The organism is Pseudomonas moorei (assembly GCF_042846945.1).
GTDB lineage: Bacteria > Pseudomonadota > Gammaproteobacteria > Pseudomonadales > Pseudomonadaceae > Aquipseudomonas > Aquipseudomonas moorei.
Genome location: NZ_AP035776.1, coordinates 4,428,307 through 4,448,351, shown reverse-complemented (window position 1 = coordinate 4,448,351; position 20,045 = coordinate 4,428,307). Strand labels below are relative to the sequence as shown.

Sequence of the window (20,045 nt, the reverse complement as noted above, 5' to 3'; positions counted from 1 at the left end):
TCAGTTCCTCATTCATGGCCGAGGCGAATCAACGCGTCGACGGCAGTCGTGCCCTGGGCACCGACCAACAATGGGTTCACATCGAGTTCGAGCAATTGCGCGGCGTTTTCGCAGGCGTAGTCGGCCACGGCACGGATCGCCGCGACCAGCGCGTCAAGATCCGCCGCTTCGCGACCACGGAAGCCTTGCAGCAATGCCGCGCTGCGCAGGCTCAGCAACGCCTGGCGAATGGCCCCGTCAGTGGTCGGCAGCAACAGGCTGCGACTGTCCTTGAGCAGTTCCACCAGAATGCCGCCAGCGCCAATCACCAGCGCCAGGCCGAAGTCGTTTTCACGCTTGATGCCGACAATCAGTTCGGCCAGTGGCGGCTTGGCCATTGGTTCCAACAGCAACTGATCGAACGCCACGCCCGGTGCGTACGCGGCAATGCTCGCGCGCATTTTTTCCAGTGCCGCGCTCAGGGCCGCGTCGTCCTTGAGGTTCAGCGCCACGGCGCCGGCCTCGGTTTTGTGCGGCAACTGGGCGCTGACGGCTTTGAGCACCAGCGGATAACCCAGGGCTTTGGCATCTTGCAGTGCCCGGTCCGGGGCGCTCAGTACGCCGTTGGGGGTGGGCAGGCCGAATTCGCGCAAGGCCTGCTTGGCGTCCCATTCGTTGAGCAAACGGCCTTCGCCTTGCAGGGCTTGCGGGCACAGCGGCACCAGCGCCGATTCACCCAGGGCCAACAGGGCCTCACGGTTGCGCTGGTAATTGGCAATGCGTCCCCAAGCCGCCAGGCCGTCTTCAACACCCTGCAATGCCGCCACGCCCTGCTCATGCAGACGCTCGCGAGCGTGGGCCGGCAGCAACTCGGGGAACGCCGAGGTGACGAAACCGGTTTTGCCGTGGCGCACCAGCGCCTTGCAGTAGAGGTCCAGCAGCAGGTCACATTCCTTGCGTTCGCCGGTGAACTCGGACGGGTAGTCGAGGACCAGCATCGCGGCATCGGCTTCAGTGCGCAGGGCGCTGTCGAGCATGCGGTTCAGTGCCTCGCCATCGCCCCAGATCGCCGTGGTGAAATCCAGCGGGTTGACCAGGTTGGCGTAGCTGGGCAGTACTTGCGCCAGCTCGCCGGTTTGACCCGCGTCGAGCTTGGGCAGCGCCAGTTCATTGCGCTCGGCGTAGTCGGCGATCAGCCCGGCGTCGCCCCCGGAACAGGCCAGCGCGATCAGGCTGTTGCCCGCCGGCAGGTTGCCGCAGGCCGCGGCTTTCAGGGTTTCGACAAAGCTCACCGGGCCGCTGACGCGGATCACGCCGAGACGTGCGAACAGCGCGTCATACAGCGCATCGGAGCCGGACAGCGAACTGGTGTGACTCAACGCCAGCTCGGCGCCGATCTGCGACACGCCGGTCTTCAAGGCAATGATCGGCACGCCCTTTTCCAGCGCCTTGTGCGCAGCGCGGGCGAAACCCGGTACGTTCTTCAAACCTTCCAGGTGCAGACCGATGGCGGTAACCCGTGGCTCATCGAGCAGCACATCCATCAACTCGGCCACCCCCAATTGCGCCTGATTGCCCACCGAGGCCATGTAGGCCACGGGCAGCGAACGGTCGCTCATGGACAGGTTGTAGGCAAAGTTGCCGCTCTGGGTCAGCACCGCCACGCCCTTCTCCACCGCTTTGCCGCCATGGGCCACCGGCCACAGCGCGCAGCTGTGCAGGTAATCGAGCAGGCCGTAGCAGTTGGGGCCGAGCAAGGCCATGTCACCAGCGGCTTCGATCAGTTGCTGTTGCAGGGCCAGGCCTTCAGCGCCGGTTTCGGCGAACCCCGAGGCGTAGCAGATCGCGCCGCCGGTACCGATGGCGGCCAGTTCGGCCACACAGGTCAGGGTCAGGTCACGGTTGGTCGCAATGAACACCGCGTCCGGGCCGCACGGCAGGTCGGCCACGCTGCGCACACACGGCACGCCTTCGAGGTTCTCGTGCTGCGGATTGATCAGCCACATCTGCCCTGGGTAACCGCCCTCGGCGCAACGCTTGAGGGCGCGGGCCATGCTGCGGCCGCCAACGAACGCCACGTGGCGCGGCGCGAGCATGCGTTTGAGGTTGTCACGAATAGTCTGGGACATAAGTATTCTCCGGACCGATCAGCGCAGCAGCGGCCGCAGCAGCTCGCGGGAAATGATGTGGCGCTGGATTTCCGAGGTGCCTTCCCAGATCCGTTCGATCCTCGCGTTACGCCAGATGCGTTCCACCGGACCTTCGTCCATCAGGCCCATGCCGCCGAAAATCTGCACCGCTTCATCGGCGGTCCGCCCCAGTACTTCGCTGGCAAACAGCTTGGCCATGCCGGCCTCGCCATCGGTCATGGTGCCCTGGTCCATTTTCCACGCGGTGTGCAGGGTCAGCAGTTCGGCCGCGCGAATTTGCGTGGCCATGTCCGCCAACTTGAACGAAATGCCTTGGTAGGTACCGATAGGCTGGCCGAATTGCTTGCGGTCCGCCGCCCATTGCAGCGAGACGTCGAGCGCCCGTTGCGCCTGGCCGACGCAGTTGGCCGCCACCATTACCCGTCCGGCGGTCAGCCAGGCGTTGGCCACGTCCCAGCCCTTGCCGACTTCACCGAGCACCTTGGAGGCCGGTACGCGGCAGTCGTCAAAGAACATTTCGAAGGTGTGATAACCACGGTTGCTCACGCACTTGGGACCACGGCGGATGGTCATGCCCGGCGTATTGCGGTCGACCAGGAACGAGGTCACGGCGTTACGTTTCTTGCCGTTGTGCTCGTAGGTATCGGTGACGGCGAAGACGATGGCGAAATCGGCGTGGCCGGCGTGGCTGATGAAGTGCTTGCTGCCATTGAGGACGAAGTCGTCACCGTCGCGCACAGCGCGGGTCTTGATCGCGTTGGCATCGGAACCGGCGCCCGGCTCGGTCAGGGCGAAGCAGTCGATCTTCTCGCCCTGGATGCACGGCAACAGGTAATCGTTGATCTGATCGCCGGTGCAGGCCATGAGGATCTTGGATGGCCGCGCGACGAACACGTGCAGCGCCCAGGAGACCTTCGACAGTTCACGCTCGATCAGCGCCTGGGACAGGTAGTCCAGACCGCCACCACCGACCTCTTCGGGCATGTTGAAGGCGTAGAAACCCGCGGCAATGGCCTTGCCGCGAATCTGCGCGGCGAGCTCCGGGGAGACTTCGTCGGCGCGATCGACTTCGGTTTCATAGGGCAGCAGTTCCTTCTCGACGAAGCTGCGTACCGAGTCCACCAACATTTCTTGTTCTTGGGTCAGTTGGAAATTCATGGGTGCTACCTGTGTTCGTTTGCAAAGAGTGGTGGGTGAGGCGGGCTTAGCGACCGATAAAGCGTGCCGGGCGTTTTTCCATGGCGGCGCGCAGCGCTTCGCTGCCGTCTTCGCTGCGTCCGCAGAGAAGGCCGGCGGCCAGTTCCGCTTGCAGTTGCTCGGGCAGGCTGCGGTCGGCACCTTCGCGCATGAGTTTTTTGGTCTGTGCAAAGGCAAAGGTCGGCCCCGCAGCCAGGCGTGTGGCGAGTTCGCCGGCCACGGCCTGCAATTGATCGTCGGCGCACACTTCGCTGACCAGCCCCGCCGCGAGGGCACGGTCGGCGCCCCACAGTTCGTCGAGGAACAACAGGCGCTTGGCCTGCTCGGCACCGATCAGGCGTGGCAGGTGCCAACTGGCGCCGGCGTCCGGCGAGTAGGCCATGCTGGTGTAGCCGGCCTTGAAGCGTGCCGACTGCCCGGCGATGCGCAGGTCGCAGCACAGGGTCAGGTCCATCCCGGCGCCAACGGCGGTGCCGTTTATGGCAGCGATGGTCGGCTTTTCCAGGCTGTACAAGCGGGTCATCAGGGCATGAGCAGTTTCGGTCCAGCCGTAGGTTTCCAGCGCGCCACGGGCTTCAGCTTCGGCCCATTCATCGAGGTCGGCACCGGCGCAGAAGCTGCGACCGCTACCGGTCAATACCACCACGCGCACCGCTGGATCAGCGTTGTACGAGTCGAGCAAGGCGTGAAGGTTTTTCAGCGTCGGGATATCCAGCGCATTGCGCTGAGCCGTGCGATTGAGGGTGATCCAGGCAACGCCTGCTTCGACCTGACTGAGCAGAGAATCGTGAGTAGTCATGCGGGTCCTCGAATTGTTTTGTTTGTCGTGAGGTGTTGCGACTTGGAGCCATACTAAACGACTGTTCAGTAAGCCGGCAATCGGCGAAGAAATGGGCTGTAACAAGTCATAAAACTCGTTAACGCATTGTTTTTAATAGGTTTTACGCCTGTCGATAGGGAGTGAGCGAAACCGTTGTTACAACTTCGAACAACTGCCTTTGGCCTCCCAACCAAATCGCATGATGCAAAACAACTGTAGGAGCGAGCCTGCTCGCGATGAAGGCAGGACATTCAACATCGCGTTGACTGCCACACCGCTATCGCGAGCAAGCTCGCTCCTACAGGGGGTTGTGCTTGAGTGAATGAATTAAACGCTCGGCAAACTCGGTGCCAGCACTGCCTCACGGTTGCGATGGAACAGGAAATACGCGCCATAGCACAGGGCGATAAAGCCGAAGCCCCAGTACAGGGATGGACGCTGGGTTTCATCCAGGGCCAGGAACACAAACAGCGAGCAGCACAAGGTGATGCACATCAGCGGCAGCACCGGGAACCACGGGGCGCGGTATTTCAGGTCGCTGATTTTGCCGCCGTCACGCAGATAGGCCTTGCGGAACTTGTATTGCGCCAATGCGATGACAATCCAGGTCACGGTGCCGGACATGCCGCTCACCGCCATCAGCACCATGAACAAGGTGTCGGCCGCGATGAAGCTGGTCAGCAGCGACACCAGCGCAAAGCACAGGGTGATGCTCAACGCGCGCAACGGCACGCCACGCTTGCTCAGCGGCGATAGACTTTTCGGCGCCATGCCGGTTTTCGACATCGCCCAGAGGATGCGAGTCGAGGCATACAGGCCGGAGTTGCCCACCGACAGAATCGCCGTGAGGATCACGAAGTTCATCAGGTCAGCGGCATAGGGGATGCCGACCATGTCGAACACCTGCACAAACGGACTTTCCATAAGGCCCGCCTGCTGCCACGGCACGATGGCCGACAGCACGATGATCGCCAGCACGTAGAAAATCAGCACGCGGAACACCACGTTGCGCACGGCGCGCGGGATGCTCTTTTCCGGCTGGTCGGTTTCGCCAGCGGCCACGCCCATGATCTCGCAGCCCTGGAAGGCGTAGACCACGGTCATCATCACCGCGAACACGGCGGACAGGCCGTTGGGGAACAGCGAGTCGCCGATCAGGTTGTTCATCATCGGCGCAGGCGCACCGCTGCTCAGCGGCATCACGCCGAAGATCACCAGCACACCGACCACGATAAAGCCGAGAATTGCCGCGACCTTGATCCCCGAGAACCAGTATTCAGCCTCACCGAAGGCGCGGGTGGCCATGGCGTTAATGCCAAACAGCACCACCACGAACAGCGCCGACCAATACCAGATCGGCACCGCCGGAAACCAGCGCGTCATCAGCATGCCAGCGGCGGTGAACTCCAGGCCCACAGTGGTGGCCCAGCTCATCCAGTACACCCAGCCGATCATGAAGCCGGTGGCCGGACCGATGAATTTGGTGGCATGGGTCTGGAACGAACCGGACACCGGCATCTGCACGGACAACTCGCCCAGGCAGACCATCACCAGGTACATCAGGAAGCCGGCGACCAGGTAGGCCAGAATCGCCCCCACCGGACCGCCTTGATTAATGGTGACACCAGAGCCCATGAACAGCCCGGTGCCAATCACGCCCCCCAGGGAGAGCATGAAAATGTGCCGGCTTTTCAGGGCACGGGTCAGTTGGATGCCTTTACGGTCGATGTTTTCACTCATGTCGGCACCCTCAGCATTCGGTGAGGGGCGCGGCGCATGACAGGATGTCGTGGCGCGGGGAAGAATCAGCTTTACGGCAATTCATTATTATTATCTCCAATAAGCTTCGAAGACCGCGCTGCGGCGGTTGCGTCGATTATTGGAAAGCCATGTAAGGTCGCGTTGTACGTATGGATCGAAGTTGTAGAAAGTCGTAACAAAAATGTACGTCAGCTCTGCAACAGGCGTTCCAGCGCCTGTAGTGCGTGCTTGCAGTGCTCATTGAGCGCAGGCGCCAACTGCCCGATAGCTAATTGATCGTTGATCAGGGCCGTCTCTTCCAGTGATCTCAGGACGCCGGCCAAGGCACGAAAACCCAGGGAGTCGGCGCTTCCCGCCAAACGATGGGCCAGGTGTGCGATTTCAGTGAAGTCATCGGCTTCAATCGATTCGCGCAGCGCCTCACGGTGTTGCAGAATCGAGTCGCGCAGCACCGCCAGCAACCCCTGCACTTTCTGCTCGCCGAGCAAGTTACGGTGCGTTTGCAGCAGCGGCCAGTCGATGGCGCCCTCTTCCAGCAGCGGCTTGGGCGTCATCAACTGCCCGCTCATGACCTTGCGCAGCGTGTCCAGATTCAGCGGCTTGGCCAGCACGCCATCCATACCGGCATCCAGATACCCGCGAACCAGCGCCGGTTGCACGCTGGCTGTGAGGGCAAAAATGCGCGCGGTACGATTCGGCCCATCGGCACTGCGGATCCGTTTGCACAACTCGACGCCAGTCATGCCCGGCAGATGCACATCCAGCAGCATCAGATCGAACCGTTGCGCGGCGCATTGCGCCAATGCCTGTTCAGCCTCCTCAGCCAGCCACACCTGGTGGCCGTCCCGTTGCAACAACCCCTGGACCACTTCGCGATTGAGCGCCACATCCTCAACCACCAGCACCTTCAATGCCGGCCCTGTCACCGTGATCGGTATGGGTGCGGTGACGCCTGCAGCGGGTTGCAACGTCAACTCGAACCAGAAGCAACTGCCCCGCCCGACTTCACTGGTGACGCCGATGCTGCCACCCATTTGCTCAACCAAGTGTTTACAGATCGCCAGTCCTAACCCGGTGCCGCCGAAGCGCTGCGCCACTTCTTCGCTGGCCTGGGTGAAGCGCTCGAAAATCCGCGCCTGCATCGGCGGGGCAATGCCGATGCCGTTGTCGGTGACACTCACCCGCAGACGATCGCCGCCAGCCCCCACAGGCGGCCCCAGCAAGGCCACTTCGACACTGACCTCACCACACTCGGTGAACTTGATGGCGTTGGCCAACAGGTTGCTCAAGACCTGCCGCAAGAATTGCTCGGCACCGTGGTGATACTCGGCGATTCGCTGATCGACCCGACACTGCAGGATGGTGTCGTTATCCAGCGCCTTGGGCTCGAGCAACGTCAGCACCTCATCGATCAAATTGCGAATCGAGAAGTCCACCGGCTCGGGCAGGCTGGCGCCCTCCTCCAGTTTGGCGAAAAACAGCACTTCATTGAGGATGGTCAGCAATCCTTCGCCAGCCTTGTGCAAGGCCTCCAGACGTTTGCCGTCCTGCGGATCGAGGCTGGCGCCGCGCAGTAACTCGGCCATACCGAGGATGCCGTTGAGGGGCGTGCGCAACTCATGACTCATGGTCGCCAGGAACCGTGACTTTGCCAGGTTAGCCGCTTCCGCTTCGTCCTTGGCGCGCATCAGGCTGGCAGTGCGTCGCTCGACCATCTTCAGCAACTCGTCGCGGTTGTCCTGCAAGGCCAGCCGATCGCTTTCACGGCGGTCGATGTCGCTGAGGATCGCCCGGCGCATGTCGTCGAGGGCGTGGGCCACGGTGTCGATTTCGTCTTTGTGGACACTGCGCCGCTTGTGCAGGCGCAGCGGCTCATGCCATTCGCCGGCGGCAATACGCCGGGCGAACTCTGCCATGACTTGCAGGTGCCGGGTGACCAGACGGTAAAACAACCAGGACAGCGCAATCGCAAGACCGCAGAGGAACGCCCCCATCCACAACAGGCTGGTCAGCCCGGTGGCATACAGGCGCTGATACACCGCGCCCAGATCGGTGCTGACTTCCAGTTCACCCAAGTGCCGTAAAGGCCCGGACGGCGGTTGGTAGTCCAGGGCAAAACGTTCGACGCGCAACGGCCCGAGCGGATCCGGGTTGCCTTGCAGCAGGTCGAAGTCCGGGCTGCTCAAGTGCACCCGCGCGACGTCGGAGAAGTCCACCAAGCCGCGCAACTGCACATTCAATTGCTCCTGGTTCAGATCCCACAGGCTGCGCTCCAGGCTTGCCAGATAGCCGGCGCGGATCAGCTCCATGCGCGAGTCGATGTCGCGCATTTCCCGACGATATTCGATGTACAGCTGCACGGTACTGGCGAGCACCGTGAAGCACAGGCTGAACAACAGAATGAACAGCAACAGACGCCGCAACAGACCACCGGGACGCGGGCGAATCATTGTTCGTTCACCGGCAGGTTGATCATGTCGCGGTAAGTGACTTCGCTTTCATCGAGCAGGCGCTCGATGTCGCCAGCATCGACCATGCGCTGCAGTTGCGCATTGATCTGCGGCATCTGACTGGCCAACGGCGAGCGACGGGAAACCGCGACCCGCAGGTAGTCGACGCTCAGGGCCTTGGGCAACGCGACGATGTCCTGGGCGCCCGCCAGACTTTCGACATAGAGCTGGCCGGTACGGCGCTCCTGGGTGATGAAATCGATGCGCCCGCGAATCAGCTTGCCGAAGTTCTGGCGGCTGTCGGAGACCCATTCAATGTTGTTGTTTTGCGCGACCATGCGATCAAATTCCACGCCGTAACTTTCACCGAACAGCAAGCCGCCACGGTAATGGGCCAGGTCTTCCAGGCGTTCGAACTGCACCGGGTGTTGGCGATTGATGAACAACGCGACCTCTTCGCGCAGTACTGGCACCGTGGAAAACAGCATGCTTTGTTGCCGGTGCGCGGTGCTGTAGGCCAGCACCACGTCGACCCGGCCTTCGGCGGCATCGAGCAGGCAGCGTTTCCAGTTGCCCAGCACCACGGTCTCGACCTCATAGCCCAGCTCACCGAACAGCTTTTTCACCACACTCGGCGCCAGGCCACGGACCTGTTTGCCGTCGCTCCAGGAAATCGGCGGGTAGACCGGATAATCGCAGTAGCGGACGTTTTCCGCGGCCAGGGCGTTGCCCGCCACCAGCGCCAACAGCAACCAGAGCAGTCGCCCCACGGCCGTCACGCCGCCAGGCTGGCAGTGAACAGGTAACCGGCGCCGTGGATGGTGATGATCAACTGCGGCTCAGCCGGGTCGTCGTGCAGTTTGCGGCGCAAGCGACCGACCAGCACGTCGATGGAGCGGTCGTTGGGCACCCATTCGCGGTTGCGGATCTGATCCATCAACTGGTCGCGACTCAGGGTGTGGCCGCTGTTGCGCAGGAACACGCTGAGCAATTGGTACTCGCCGTGGGTCAGCAGGGTTTCGCTGCCGGAAGGATCGATCAGGCGCCGGCGATCGGTGTCCAGCGACCAGTCGGCGAACTGTTTGACGGGCTTGGCGACAGCCGCAACAGGCTGGGGCGTCTGCGCATGACGAACCCGGCGTATCAGGTTTTTCGCCCGGGACACCAGCTCACGTGGATTGAGAGGTTTAATCACGTAGTCATCGGCACCGCATTCCAGGCCGACGATGCGGTCGATTTCATCGTTGCGCCCGGTGATCAGGATGATCCCGACTTCCGAACGTACCCGCAGTTCACGGGTCAGGGTCAGGCCGTCCTTGCCGGGCAAGCGGATATCGAGCATGACCAGGTCTACGGCCTGGCTGGCCAGAAAGGTTTCGGCCAGTTCCGCCGTGGCGGCGCAATGAACCTCGTAGCCTTCCTGGGACAGGTAGGCGTGCAACAGTTCGCGAATCAGCGGATCGTCATCGACGATCAGTACCCGTGGCGTCATGACTGGGGTGTCCTGCCTGTGCCCGAAGGCGCATTTCTTATTAGAGTGTTTTTGTACATCAGCGCCAGAGAGTAGCCATTGCTGAACGACCGATCAACAGTTGCTCGTCTGTATGCAAAAGCGCTGCCGTCCACCGGCCTGCAAACCATCGACCCAGGCCTCGCAAATCTGGATGCCCTGCTCCGGGGTGAAGGTGCCGGGATTGAGTCCGGACTCCAGCCACAGACCGTCGAGCAAGGCACTGAGGCTGATCGCAGCAAGATCGCCATCGAAATTTTCCCAGCCTTCTTCCTGCGCCAGCTCCATCAGCACCTTGCGCAAAATGGCACGGTACTCGCCATAGGAATGATCGTGGGCCTGGTTGATCGCCTCGGCGGTTTTCACCGCGCCCCAGAACGCGAGCCAGGCGTCAATGAGTTGCGGGTCGAGCAATTCGGCGGAAAACGAGCCGCGAAAAAACGCCGACAAGCGTTCGCGAGCATTGGGTGCAGCCTGTTCCATCGCATCGCGCAGCAGGGTCATGACCCTCCCGGTGATCGCCATGTAGGCCTCGGCCACCAGTTCGTCCTTGCCCGAGTAGTGATGGCTGATCAGCCCCACCGAAACCCCGGCCTCGGCGGAAATCTTGCGGATCGAGGCACCCTGAAAACCGTGGCGCTTGAGGCACACCAGCGTCGCCTCGATCAGATTGGCCTTGCGCAACTCCGGTTCCATGCGGGAAAAACGGGCTTCCTGATTCATGGGTGACATGCTCCTGGATTCAATCAAGGGGGCTCGCGCTACGTTTGCAAGCTGAACGACTGTACAGCAAGAGCCTGTCTTGTCTCCAGTCTGGTGTAAGCCTGTGTCCTTGTGGGGGCTGGTTTGCAGGCGAAGGCGTCAGCACATTCAACCTCTACGTTGCCTGACATTCCGCCATCGCGAGCAGGCTCGCTTGTACAGTGTTTTTCGGGCGTTCACACATTCCACGAACTACCACCAAACCCTATGGGAGCGCGGCTTGCCCGCGATGGCGTCATCCCTATCAACAGAAAATCCTCATCAATCCCGATACCCCGGAGCCACCCGTTCCAGCAAGCGCAACAACGCCGCCCAGGCCAATTGCATGGCATCCGGATCGTTCAATTCACCTTCATCCAGCGCTCGGCCAGGGTCATTGAACTGACGCTCGGTGTGCTCACAGACTTCAGCCGGCGGCAGCACCAACTCACCGGCCGCCTGCGCGGCCAGTTGGATTTCGCAGGCTTTTTCCAGGTAATACATGCGCAGAAACGCCTGACTTACGGTTTCGCCGACCGTCAGCAAGCCATGGTTGCGCAGCATCAATACCGGCTTGTCCCCCATGTCTGCCACCAGTCGCTCTTGCTCACTCAAATCCAGCGCCACGCCTTCGTAGTCGTGATAAGCAACCCGACCATAGAACTCCATGGAAATCTGATTCACCGGCAGCAAGCCGCACTTCAACGCGGCCACCGCGCAGCCGGATTTGGTGTGGGTATGCAGCACGCATTGGGCATCTTCACGGGCACCATGAATCGCGCTGTGAATCACGAAACCGGCCGGGTTCACCGGGTATGGAGACGCCTCCACGGCATGGCCATTCAAATCGATTTTCACCAGATTCGATGCCGTGATTTCCTCAAACATCAACCCATAGGGATTGATCAGAAAATGATGCTCCGGCCCGGGGATACGCACCGAAATGTGGGTAAAGATCAGATCAGTCATGCGGTAATGCGCAATCAAGCGGTAACAGGCGGCCAGTTCTTCACGCAGGCGCTGTTCGGTAGCGCTGCGCGCAGGTGCGGCAGTCAGGTGGGTCGCGATTTCGTTCATTGTTGTGGTTCTCCAGGCGGGTCGGCTGCGCAGACAGTAAGGCTGGACGTGCATGAACGTCCAGCCACTGGCCGTTATTTACTGGCCCAGGCGTTAAAACGCTCTTCCAGCTCCTCACCATGGTCAACCCAGAAGCCGACGTCCATCGAGAGCGCCCCCTTGAGGTTCTGCGGCGCCATGATTTCATCGGTGGTTACTCAAGCAGGTGCCCACCGAACTCAAGTCGGTATGGCCCTTTTTTATTGTTGTGAGGTTTGCCCCAAGATGCGGGTGCCATTTCAAACTACTGCAATGATCAGTAAAAAAAAAAGTTGATTTTTTACTACAGGTAAATTTCTATAGACAAAAATAACAACACCACATGCCTCTGTAGGAGCGAGCCTGCTCGCGATGGACGTTAACGCTAACGCGAGTTGCCTGGATGAACGCGTCGTCCTCAAGTCCATCGCAAGCAAGCCCGCTCCTACAGGTCAGCCTGCCCGGAGTACCCGCACCATGCCGAGCCCGACCCCAGCCTTTGCACACCTGTTCGAACCCTTGCAGATCCGTGGCAAGCGCCTGAAAAACCGCATCATGTCCAGCGGGCACGACACCTCGATGCCCACCGACAACCTGGTCAACGAACAGTTGATCGCCTATCACCGGGCGCGGGCCGAGGGCGGCGTCGGGCTGATCGTGTTGCAGGTGGCCGGCGTGCATGACAGCGCGCGTTATACCTCCCATGTGCTGATGGCTACCGATGACGCCTGCATCGACGGCTACCGGAAAATCGCGCAAACCTGCCATGCCCACGGCACCGTGGTGTTGTCCCAGGTGTTCCATCCGGGGCGGGAAATCATGGAATCCAGCGATGGCTTGCTGGCCGTGGCCTACTCCGCCTCGGCGGTGCCCAACGAGCGGTTCCGGGTCATGCCGCGTGCACTCGATCAGGGGATGATCGACGAGATCGTTGCCGGCTACGCCGCCGCGGCAAGGCGCCTGCATCAGGCCGGTATCGATGGCGTGGAAGTGGTCGCCAGCCACGGCTACCTGCCGGCGCAATTCATCAACCCACGGGTCAATCGCCGCACCGATGGCTACAACGGTGATCTGGAACAACGCCTGCGCTTCCTGCGTGAAGTGATTGCCGCCATTCGCGCCAGCACCGACGAGCAATTCATCGTCGGCCTGCGCATTTCCGCGGACGAGCGCGACCCCGAAGGGCTGACCGAAGACGAATCCCTGGCCGCCGTGCAATCGCTGCAAGCGCAACTGGATTACGTGCACATCGTCGCCGGCACTTCGGCCTCGCTCGGTGGTGCGGTGCATATCGTGCCGCCGATGGCGATCGAGGCCGCCTACCTGGCCAGGGAAGCGGGCACCTTCAAGGCGGGTTTGGATATCCCGTTGTTCGTCACCGGGCGTATCAATCAGCCCCAGGAAGCCGAGCTGATTCTGGCCCGTGGTCAGGCTGACGTATGCGGCATGACCCGCGCCCTGATCTGTGACCCGCAAATGCCCAACAAGACCGATGCCGGCCGCGCTGAAGACGTGCGCGCCTGCATCGCCTGCAATCAGGCGTGCATCGGCCACTTCCACAAGGGCTTGCCGATTTCCTGCATCCAGCACCCGGAAACCGGTCGTGAGTTGATCTTCGGCGAGCGCCGACCCGCGAGCACGCGCAAACGCATCATGATTGCCGGTGGAGGCCCGGCCGGGATGAAAGCCGCTGCGGTCGCCGCTCAACGCGGGCATGAGGTGACGCTGTATGAAGCCAGCGCGCAATTGGGCGGTCAGGTGTTGCTGGCGCAGTTGCTGCCACGGCGCAGCGAGTTCGGCGGCGCCAGCACCAATTTGCAACGGGAAATGGAACTGGCTGGCGTGCGCGTGGTGCGCAACACCCGGGTTGACCGCGCCTTGGTCGAACGGGAAAAACCGCACATGGTCATCATCGCCACTGGCGCCGAACCCTACTGGCCGCACTTCGAACGCGGTGGCGAATTGCAGGTGGTGGACGCCTGGCAGGTATTGCGTGATGAGGTGCAGATTGGCCGGTCGGTGGTGGTGGTCGACTGGCGTTGCGACTGGATCGGCCCAGGCATTGCCGAGCGTCTGACCCGTGCCGGGCATCAGGTGCAACTGGCGGTCAATGGCACCCATTGCGGGGAAAACCTGCCGCTGTACGTACGTGATCAAATGGCCGGCGAGCTGCACAAACTGGGGATTGCCATCACCCCTTACGCCCGCTTGTACGGCTGCGATGACAACACTGTCTACCTGCAACATACCGCCAGCGGCGAACCGATGCTGATGGAAAACATCGACACCCTGGTGCTATGCCAGGGCCATCAGCCGGTGGATACCCTGGGCGCCGAACTGCAGGGCCTGGTTGAATTCCGGCGCATCGGCGACTGCCTGGCACCGCGAACGGCCGAAGAAGCGATTTATGAAGGCCTGAAAGTCGCGTGGGAGCTTTGAGGCTGTTTATACTCCGGGGCTTTGACTCTCAATGACTGCTCTTTGCAGGAGCGAGCCCGCTCGCGATGGACGCTGACGATGACGCGCGTTTTCTGGATAAACGCGGTGTCTTGACGTACATCGCGAGCAGGCTCGCTCCTACAGGGGGCGGAGCGTAGCCACCGGCTCGGAATCGACCATGAGCAACAGCACCACGCCACAACCCGCCACCGGCAGCGCCGAACCGCATTTTCTCGGCACGCGGATTCGCGGCCTGCGCAAGCGCCGGGGCATGACCCTGGCGGAACTGGCGCAACAAAGCGAGTTGACCGCCGGCTACATCAGCCAGCTGGAGCGCAACCTCGCTTACCCGTCGATTCCGGCGTTGTTCAATATCGCCCGCAGCCTGGGCGTGACCATCCAGTGGTTCTTCGCCAGCGAAGCGGTCACCGCTCCCGAGGACGACGGCATTGTCGTGCGCAAGAACAGTCGTCTGAGCGTGCACTACGAAGACGGGATCATTGACCAGTTGCTGACCCCACAGCCCAGTCAGCACCTGGAAATGCTGCATTCGCGTTTCCCTCCGGGCACCTACAGCCAACAAAGCTACAGCCACGACGGTGAAGAAGCGGGTTACCTGCTATCGGGGCGTTTCGAGTTGTGGGTCGGCGAGCGCTACTTTCAGCTCAACGAAGGCGACAGTTTCAGCTTCTCCAGCCAGGAGCCACACCGCTACGGCAACCCTGGCGATGTCGATGCGGTGGTGATCTGGGTGATCACCCCGCCGACCTTCTAACGGCGCCCGCGGCCCGTCGGCTGCGCGGTACTCACACGTTTGAGGGTGTCGCTCGGCAACTCCTTGAACAGCGCGCGATAGCTGCTGGAAAACCGCCCCAGATGCCAGAACGACCAGTGCATCGCCACTTCGGCGACGGTGGTTTGCGACGGCGTGCTGATCAGCAACTCCCGGCGGGCGCTGTTGAGGCGACGCAGGCGTAGCCATTGGGTCGGCGCCATGCCGGTGAATGTCTTGAATGCATGCTGCAACTGGCGCAGTGAAACCCCTGCAACCTGGGACAGCTCAAGCAGATTGAGGTGTTCTTCGGGCGTATCCGCCGCCCATTCCCCTACTCGCTTCATGATCGCCCGCTCCCCCGCCCGCCGCTGCAAGGCGCCCTGGTCCAGGCACACGCAGGCGTTGTCGAGGATGAACAGGCAATCGTCGAGCAACTGCTGGGTCAGCGCCTCGCGACTGGGCGGATCGAAAGTCTGCGACAACCGGGTCAAGGTGCCGCTGAGCCAGCGACTGAACAGCGCATTCTGCTGCGAATTGAGCGGGGCCATGAACAACCCTTCGAGCCTGGCCACATCCAGCGCGTGACGCTGCACGAACGCCGGCCCGAACACCACGGCGATTTCCTGGTAGTTCTCCGGGGTGATCCAGATGTTGCGACTTTCTCCATTGAGCACATACAGCGCGTTGTCGCTGCGATCGAAACAGAACGCCAGCGACCCTTGCGGCGCACTGAAATTCTGCTCGACCCGGGTGTTCATGTGCTCCTCGTAAATCTCCACGCCTTGCAGGTCGAGATAGCGCACCAGACCGGCGAAATGCCCCGGCGACATCTGTTGGTAATGCTGGACCCAACCCGGTGTGGCGCGGATTTGCTCGGCCACGTCGGCGGTGTTGAACGCTTGAACCTGTAACGGATTACACACTGTCATGGGATGACCTGGCGCACTCTTTTGGTGCGCTTTGTGCTGCTTAAAGTGGATAGATGGAAGCGCAAGGCTCGCCCAAGATAGTCGTCAACGCGCTACAGGGGAAGTGTCCGAAAGATGAAATCGGCTTCTCCTGGCGTTAATAAAACCAATAACGAGGTCTTTATGAATGTCCCTTTCGATCAGCTGTTCACTTGGCTGAAAGATCACAAGATTACCGAAGTCGAGTGCGTCGTCAGCGACCTGACCGGCATTGCACGCGGCAAAATCGCACCCACCAACAAGTTCCTGCATGAGCGAGGTATGCGCCTGCCGGAAAGTGTGCTGTTGCAAACGGTAACCGGGGACTTTGTCGACGACGACATCTACTACGACCTGCTCGACCCGGCCGACATCGACATGGTCTGCAAGCCGGTGTCCGACGCGGTGTACGTGGTGCCTTGGGCCATCGAGCCGACCGCCATCGTGATTCACGACACCTTCGACAAATTCGGCAACCCGATCGAGCTGTCGCCACGCAACGTGCTGAAGAAAGTCTTGCAGCTGTACACCGACAAGGGTTGGAAGCCGATTGTCGCGCCGGAAATGGAGTTCTACCTGACCCAGCGCTGCGAAGACCCGGACTTGCCGCTCAAGGCACCGATGGGCCGCTCGGGCCGTGCCGAAAGTGGTCGCCAGTCGTTCTCCATCGATGCCGCCAACGAATTCGACCCGTTGTTCGAAGACGTCTACGACTGGTGTGAGCTGCAAGGCCTGGACCTCGACACGCTGATCCACGAAGACGGCCCGGCGCAGATGGAAATCAACTTCCGCCACGGTGACGCCCTGGACCTGGCCGACCAGATCACGGTATTCAAACGCACCCTGCGTGAAGCCGCGCTCAAGCACAACGTGGCGGCGACCTTCATGGCCAAGCCGATTGGCGATGAGCCCGGCAGCGCCATGCACATTCACCAGAGCGTGGTCGAAATTGCCACCGGCAAGCCGATCTTCGCCGATGAAAACGGCAACATGAGCGAGCTGTTCCTGCACCACATCGGTGGCCTGCAGAAATACATCCCGAAAGTGCTGCCGATGTTCGCGCCGAACGTCAACTCGTTCCGCCGCTTCCTGCCGGATACCTCGGCACCGGTGAACGTTGAATGGGGCGAAGAAAACCGCACCGTCGGCCTGCGCGTGCCGACCTCCAGCCCGGAGGCGATGCGCGTGGAAAACCGCTTGCCGGGTGCAGACGCCAACCCTTATCTGGCCATCGCCGCCAGTTTGCTCTGCGGTTTCCTCGGCATGGTCGAGGGCGTCGAACCGAGCGCCGGGGTCCAGGGTCGCGCCTATGAGCGTCGCAACCTGCGCCTGCCGATCACCATCGAGGAAGCGCTGTCGCAGATGGAAGAATGCGAGACCGTCAGCCGCTACCTGGGCAGCAAATTCGTGCGTGGCTATGTCGCGGTCAAACGCGCCGAGCACGAGAACTTCAAGCGGGTCATCAGCTCCTGGGAGCGTGAGTTCCTGATGCTCAGCGTCTGAGACCTGCTTCGCCCACACAGACCTCATCGCGAGCAGGCTCGCTCCCACATTTGAAACGCATTCCCTTGTGGGAGCGAGCCTGCTCGCGATGACGGCCGCCAGAACAATGAAGAAACGCCTGAAAATCCAATAATTCGAAGAGGTGTCGATATGCGTCTATTGAAATCCGTGGTTCCGGTCGCGCTGACTGTTTTGTTCAGCGCCGTTGCCCAGGCTCAGCCACAGGTCAGCGTCTACAACTGGACCGACTACATCGGCGAGACCACCCTCGCCGACTTCCAGGCCAAAACCGGGATCAAGGTGATCTATGACGTTTTCGACTCCAATGAAACCCTGGAAGGAAAACTGCTCGCCGGACGCACCGGGTATGACGTGGTGGTGCCGTCCAACCACTTCCTCGCTCGCCAGGTGAAAGCCGGCGCGTTCCTCAAGATGGATCGCGAGCAATTGCCGAACTTCAAGAACCTCGACCCGAAACTGCTGGCCCTGCTCGAGAAAAACGATCCGGGTAATGCCCACTCGGTGCCGTACCTGTGGGGCACCAACGGCATCGGTTACAACGTCGACAAGGTCAAGCAGGTGCTGGGCATCGATCACATCGACTCCTGGGCCGTGCTGTTCGAACCGGAAAACATCAAGAAGCTCAGCCAGTGCGGCGTGTCGATCATGGACTCGGCGGATGAAGTGTTCCCGGCGGTGCTCAACTACATGGGCATGGACCCGCGCAGCGAAAACCCCGAGGACTTCAAGAAAGCCGAAGCCAAGCTGTTGAGCATCCGTCCGTACGTGACCTACTTCCACTCCTCCAAGTACGTGTCGGACCTGGCCAACGGCGATATCTGCGTCGCATTCGGTTACTCCGGTGATGTGTTCCAGGCCGCCAACCGGGCCAAGGAAGCCAAGAACAACGTGAACATCGCCTACGCCATTCCCAAGGAAGGCGCCAACTTGTGGTTCGACCTGCTGGCCATCCCGGCCGACGCCAGCAATCCGAAAGAAGCCCATGCCTTCATCAATTACCTGCTCGATCCTCAGGTGATCGCCAAGGTCAGCGCCTCGGTCGGCTACGCCAACCCGAACCCGCCCGCCAAGCAGTTCATGGAGGCTGAACTGGTGAACAATCCCGAGGTTTACCCATCCCAGGAAGTGCTCGACAAACTGTACATTTCCACCACCCCGCCGCAGTCGATCATGCGTCTGATGACCCGTTCCTGGAGCAAAGTGAAGTCCAACCAATGAACCAGTACACCCAGGAACACACTCACTCCTACTACGCCGCCTCGGCCAGGGGCATGGCGCCCCGGACCGAGCTGGCCGGGGACCTGGTCGCGGATGTCTGTGTGATTGGCGGCGGCTTCACCGGGGTCAACACCGCCATCGAACTGGCCCAGCGCGGGCTCTCGGTGATCCTGCTGGAGGCCCGGCGGATCGGCTGGGGCGCCAGCGGGCGCAACGGTGGCCAGTTGATCCGTGGCATCGGCCATGACGTCAGCGGTTTTGCCCGGCACATCGGCGCCGACGGCGTGCGTTATCTGGAGCAGGCGGGTGTCGAATCAGTGGCACTGGTGGGCCAGCGTATCCGCGAACACGGAATCGATTGCGACCTGCGCTGGGGCTTTTGCGAACTGGCCAACACCCCGGCGCAGTTCGCCGGCCTGAAAGCCGAATACGCCGGGCTGAAGGAAACGGGTTACGCCCATGAGACCCGCCTGATCGAACCGGGGCAGATCCGTGAGCAGGTGGTGAACTCCGGCGTGTATGCCGGCGGTCTGGTGGACATGGGGTCAGGGCATTTGCACCCACTGAACCTGGTATTGGGCGAGGCGAAAGTCGCCGAGTCCCTGGGCGTACGGATCTTTGAGCAGAGCCCGGTGCTGGAGTTGAGCCATGGCAGTACCGTGCAGGTGCGCTGTGCCGGTGGCACGGTGCGCGCCGGCAGCCTGGTGCTGGCCTGCAACGCACACCTGGAGGAACTGGAGCCGAAACTCAGCGGCAAAGTACTGCCGGCGGGCAGCTACATCATCGCCACCGAACCCTTGTCGGCAGAGCTCGCCGCGCAGTTGATACCGCACAACCTGGCCCTGTGCGACCAGAAAGTCGGCCTGGATTACTATCGCTTATCGGCCGACCGGCGCCTGCTGTTCGGCGGTGCCTGTCATTACTCCGGGCGCGATCCGCGGGACATCACGGCCTACATGCGTCCGCAGATGCTCAAGGTTTTCCCGCAACTGGCCAGCGCGCGCATCGATTATCAGTGGGGCGGCATGATCGGCATTACGGCCAATCGTTTCCCGCAGGTCGGGCGCCTGAGTCAGCACCCCAATGTGTTCTACGCCCAGGGCTACTCCGGTCATGGCCTGAACGTGACCCACTGGTGCGCCAAACTGCTGGGCGAAGCGATCCACGCCGGCCACAGCCGCGGCTTTGATGTGTTCAGCGCCGTGCCGCACATGACCTTTCCCGGCGGCCGCGTTCTGCGTTCGCCACTGCTGGCCCTCGGCATGCTGTGGTATCGCATGCGTGAAGTGCTGGGTTGAGATTGGCTTCAAGCGCTAAACCAATCCTGTGGTGAGGGCGTTTGCCCCCTCGCCACAGGTATCCGGCTGATCAGCCAACCTTTTTCCGTCCTCAAACAGCCTTTCGATTTGCTCAATCGCGAGGCACTTCTATATTGAGGG

15 protein-coding genes and 1 pseudogene are annotated in these 20,045 nt (G+C 61.4%); 5 read left to right on the top strand and 11 right to left on the bottom strand.

The features are described from left to right. Positions 1-8: 8 nt before the first annotated feature. The 10 genes and pseudogenes from ACGJAX_RS21090 to ACGJAX_RS21045 all read right to left on the bottom strand — a co-directional run. A complete protein-coding gene (locus tag ACGJAX_RS21090) occupies positions 9-2,108 on the bottom strand; it encodes an acetate--CoA ligase family protein (RefSeq protein ID WP_390955996.1) in 2,100 nt (699 codons plus the stop codon). Between the two features lie 18 nt (positions 2,109-2,126). Next, on the bottom strand, positions 2,127-3,287 hold the full coding sequence (locus ACGJAX_RS21085; protein ID WP_390955995.1) for an acyl-CoA dehydrogenase family protein: 1,161 nt from the start codon (positions 3,285-3,287) through the stop codon (positions 2,127-2,129). 46 nt (positions 3,288-3,333) lie between these two features. Beyond that, positions 3,334-4,125, bottom strand: a complete 792-nt coding sequence (locus tag ACGJAX_RS21080) for an enoyl-CoA hydratase/isomerase family protein (RefSeq protein ID WP_247255652.1) — start codon at positions 4,123-4,125, stop codon at positions 3,334-3,336. Between the two features lie 348 nt (positions 4,126-4,473). Beyond that, positions 4,474-5,886 carry an amino acid permease gene (locus ACGJAX_RS21075; protein WP_390955994.1) on the bottom strand — a complete coding sequence of 471 codons (1,413 nt, stop codon included), beginning with the start codon at positions 5,884-5,886 and terminating at the stop codon, positions 4,474-4,476. 209 nt (positions 5,887-6,095) lie between these two features. Then, complete coding sequence (locus tag ACGJAX_RS21070; RefSeq protein ID WP_390955993.1) at positions 6,096-8,357, bottom strand: ATP-binding protein; 2,262 nt, start codon at positions 8,355-8,357, stop codon at positions 6,096-6,098. After that, complete coding sequence (locus ACGJAX_RS21065; protein ID WP_390955992.1) at positions 8,354-9,127, bottom strand: transporter substrate-binding domain-containing protein; 774 nt, start codon at positions 9,125-9,127, stop codon at positions 8,354-8,356. The genes ACGJAX_RS21070 and ACGJAX_RS21065 overlap by 4 nt, the downstream gene beginning before the upstream one ends. A 5-nt stretch (positions 9,128-9,132) precedes the next feature. Then, positions 9,133-9,849, bottom strand: a complete 717-nt coding sequence (locus tag ACGJAX_RS21060) for a response regulator (protein ID WP_047529264.1) — start codon at positions 9,847-9,849, stop codon at positions 9,133-9,135. A gap of 93 nt (positions 9,850-9,942) precedes the next feature. Continuing rightward, positions 9,943-10,590, bottom strand: a complete 648-nt coding sequence (locus tag ACGJAX_RS21055; RefSeq protein WP_390955991.1) for a TetR family transcriptional regulator C-terminal domain-containing protein — start codon at positions 10,588-10,590, stop codon at positions 9,943-9,945. A 300-nt stretch (positions 10,591-10,890) separates the two neighbouring features. Then, positions 10,891-11,685, bottom strand: coding sequence for a class II aldolase/adducin family protein (locus ACGJAX_RS21050; RefSeq protein ID WP_247255655.1), 795 nt, complete (start codon positions 11,683-11,685; stop codon positions 10,891-10,893). 74 nt (positions 11,686-11,759) lie between these two features. After that, a pseudogene (locus ACGJAX_RS21045) lies at positions 11,760-11,861 on the bottom strand (hypothetical protein); the annotation flags it as partial. Positions 11,862-12,180: 319 nt separating this feature from the next. On the opposite strand from ACGJAX_RS21045, the gene ACGJAX_RS21040 reads away from it, so the two are divergent. Beyond that, a complete protein-coding gene (locus ACGJAX_RS21040; protein ID WP_390955990.1) occupies positions 12,181-14,142 on the top strand; it encodes an FAD-dependent oxidoreductase in 1,962 nt (653 codons plus the stop codon). Positions 14,143-14,320: 178 nt separating this feature from the next. Beyond that, positions 14,321-14,917 (top strand): helix-turn-helix domain-containing protein, encoded by a 597-nt coding sequence (locus tag ACGJAX_RS21035; RefSeq protein ID WP_047529274.1) that lies wholly within the window; start codon positions 14,321-14,323, stop codon positions 14,915-14,917. Here ACGJAX_RS21035 and ACGJAX_RS21030 read toward each other — a convergent pair. Beyond that, on the bottom strand, positions 14,914-15,846 hold the full coding sequence (locus ACGJAX_RS21030) for a helix-turn-helix domain-containing protein (RefSeq protein ID WP_390955989.1): 933 nt from the start codon (positions 15,844-15,846) through the stop codon (positions 14,914-14,916). The two genes, ACGJAX_RS21035 and ACGJAX_RS21030, sit on opposite strands and share 4 nt — an antisense overlap. A gap of 162 nt (positions 15,847-16,008) precedes the next feature. On the opposite strand from ACGJAX_RS21030, the gene ACGJAX_RS21025 reads away from it, so the two are divergent. The 3 genes from ACGJAX_RS21025 to ACGJAX_RS21015 all read left to right on the top strand — a co-directional run bounded on the left by ACGJAX_RS21025 (position 16,009) and on the right by ACGJAX_RS21015 (position 19,904). Then, positions 16,009-17,367, top strand: coding sequence for a glutamine synthetase family protein (locus ACGJAX_RS21025; RefSeq protein ID WP_090322043.1), 1,359 nt, complete (start codon positions 16,009-16,011; stop codon positions 17,365-17,367). A 150-nt stretch (positions 17,368-17,517) separates the two neighbouring features. Beyond that, positions 17,518-18,606, top strand: a complete 1,089-nt coding sequence (locus ACGJAX_RS21020; protein ID WP_247255659.1) for a polyamine ABC transporter substrate-binding protein — start codon at positions 17,518-17,520, stop codon at positions 18,604-18,606. Then, a complete protein-coding gene (locus ACGJAX_RS21015; protein ID WP_390955988.1) occupies positions 18,603-19,904 on the top strand; it encodes an FAD-dependent oxidoreductase in 1,302 nt (433 codons plus the stop codon). The genes ACGJAX_RS21020 and ACGJAX_RS21015 overlap by 4 nt, the downstream gene beginning before the upstream one ends. The last annotated feature ends 141 nt before the right edge of the window (positions 19,905-20,045 follow it).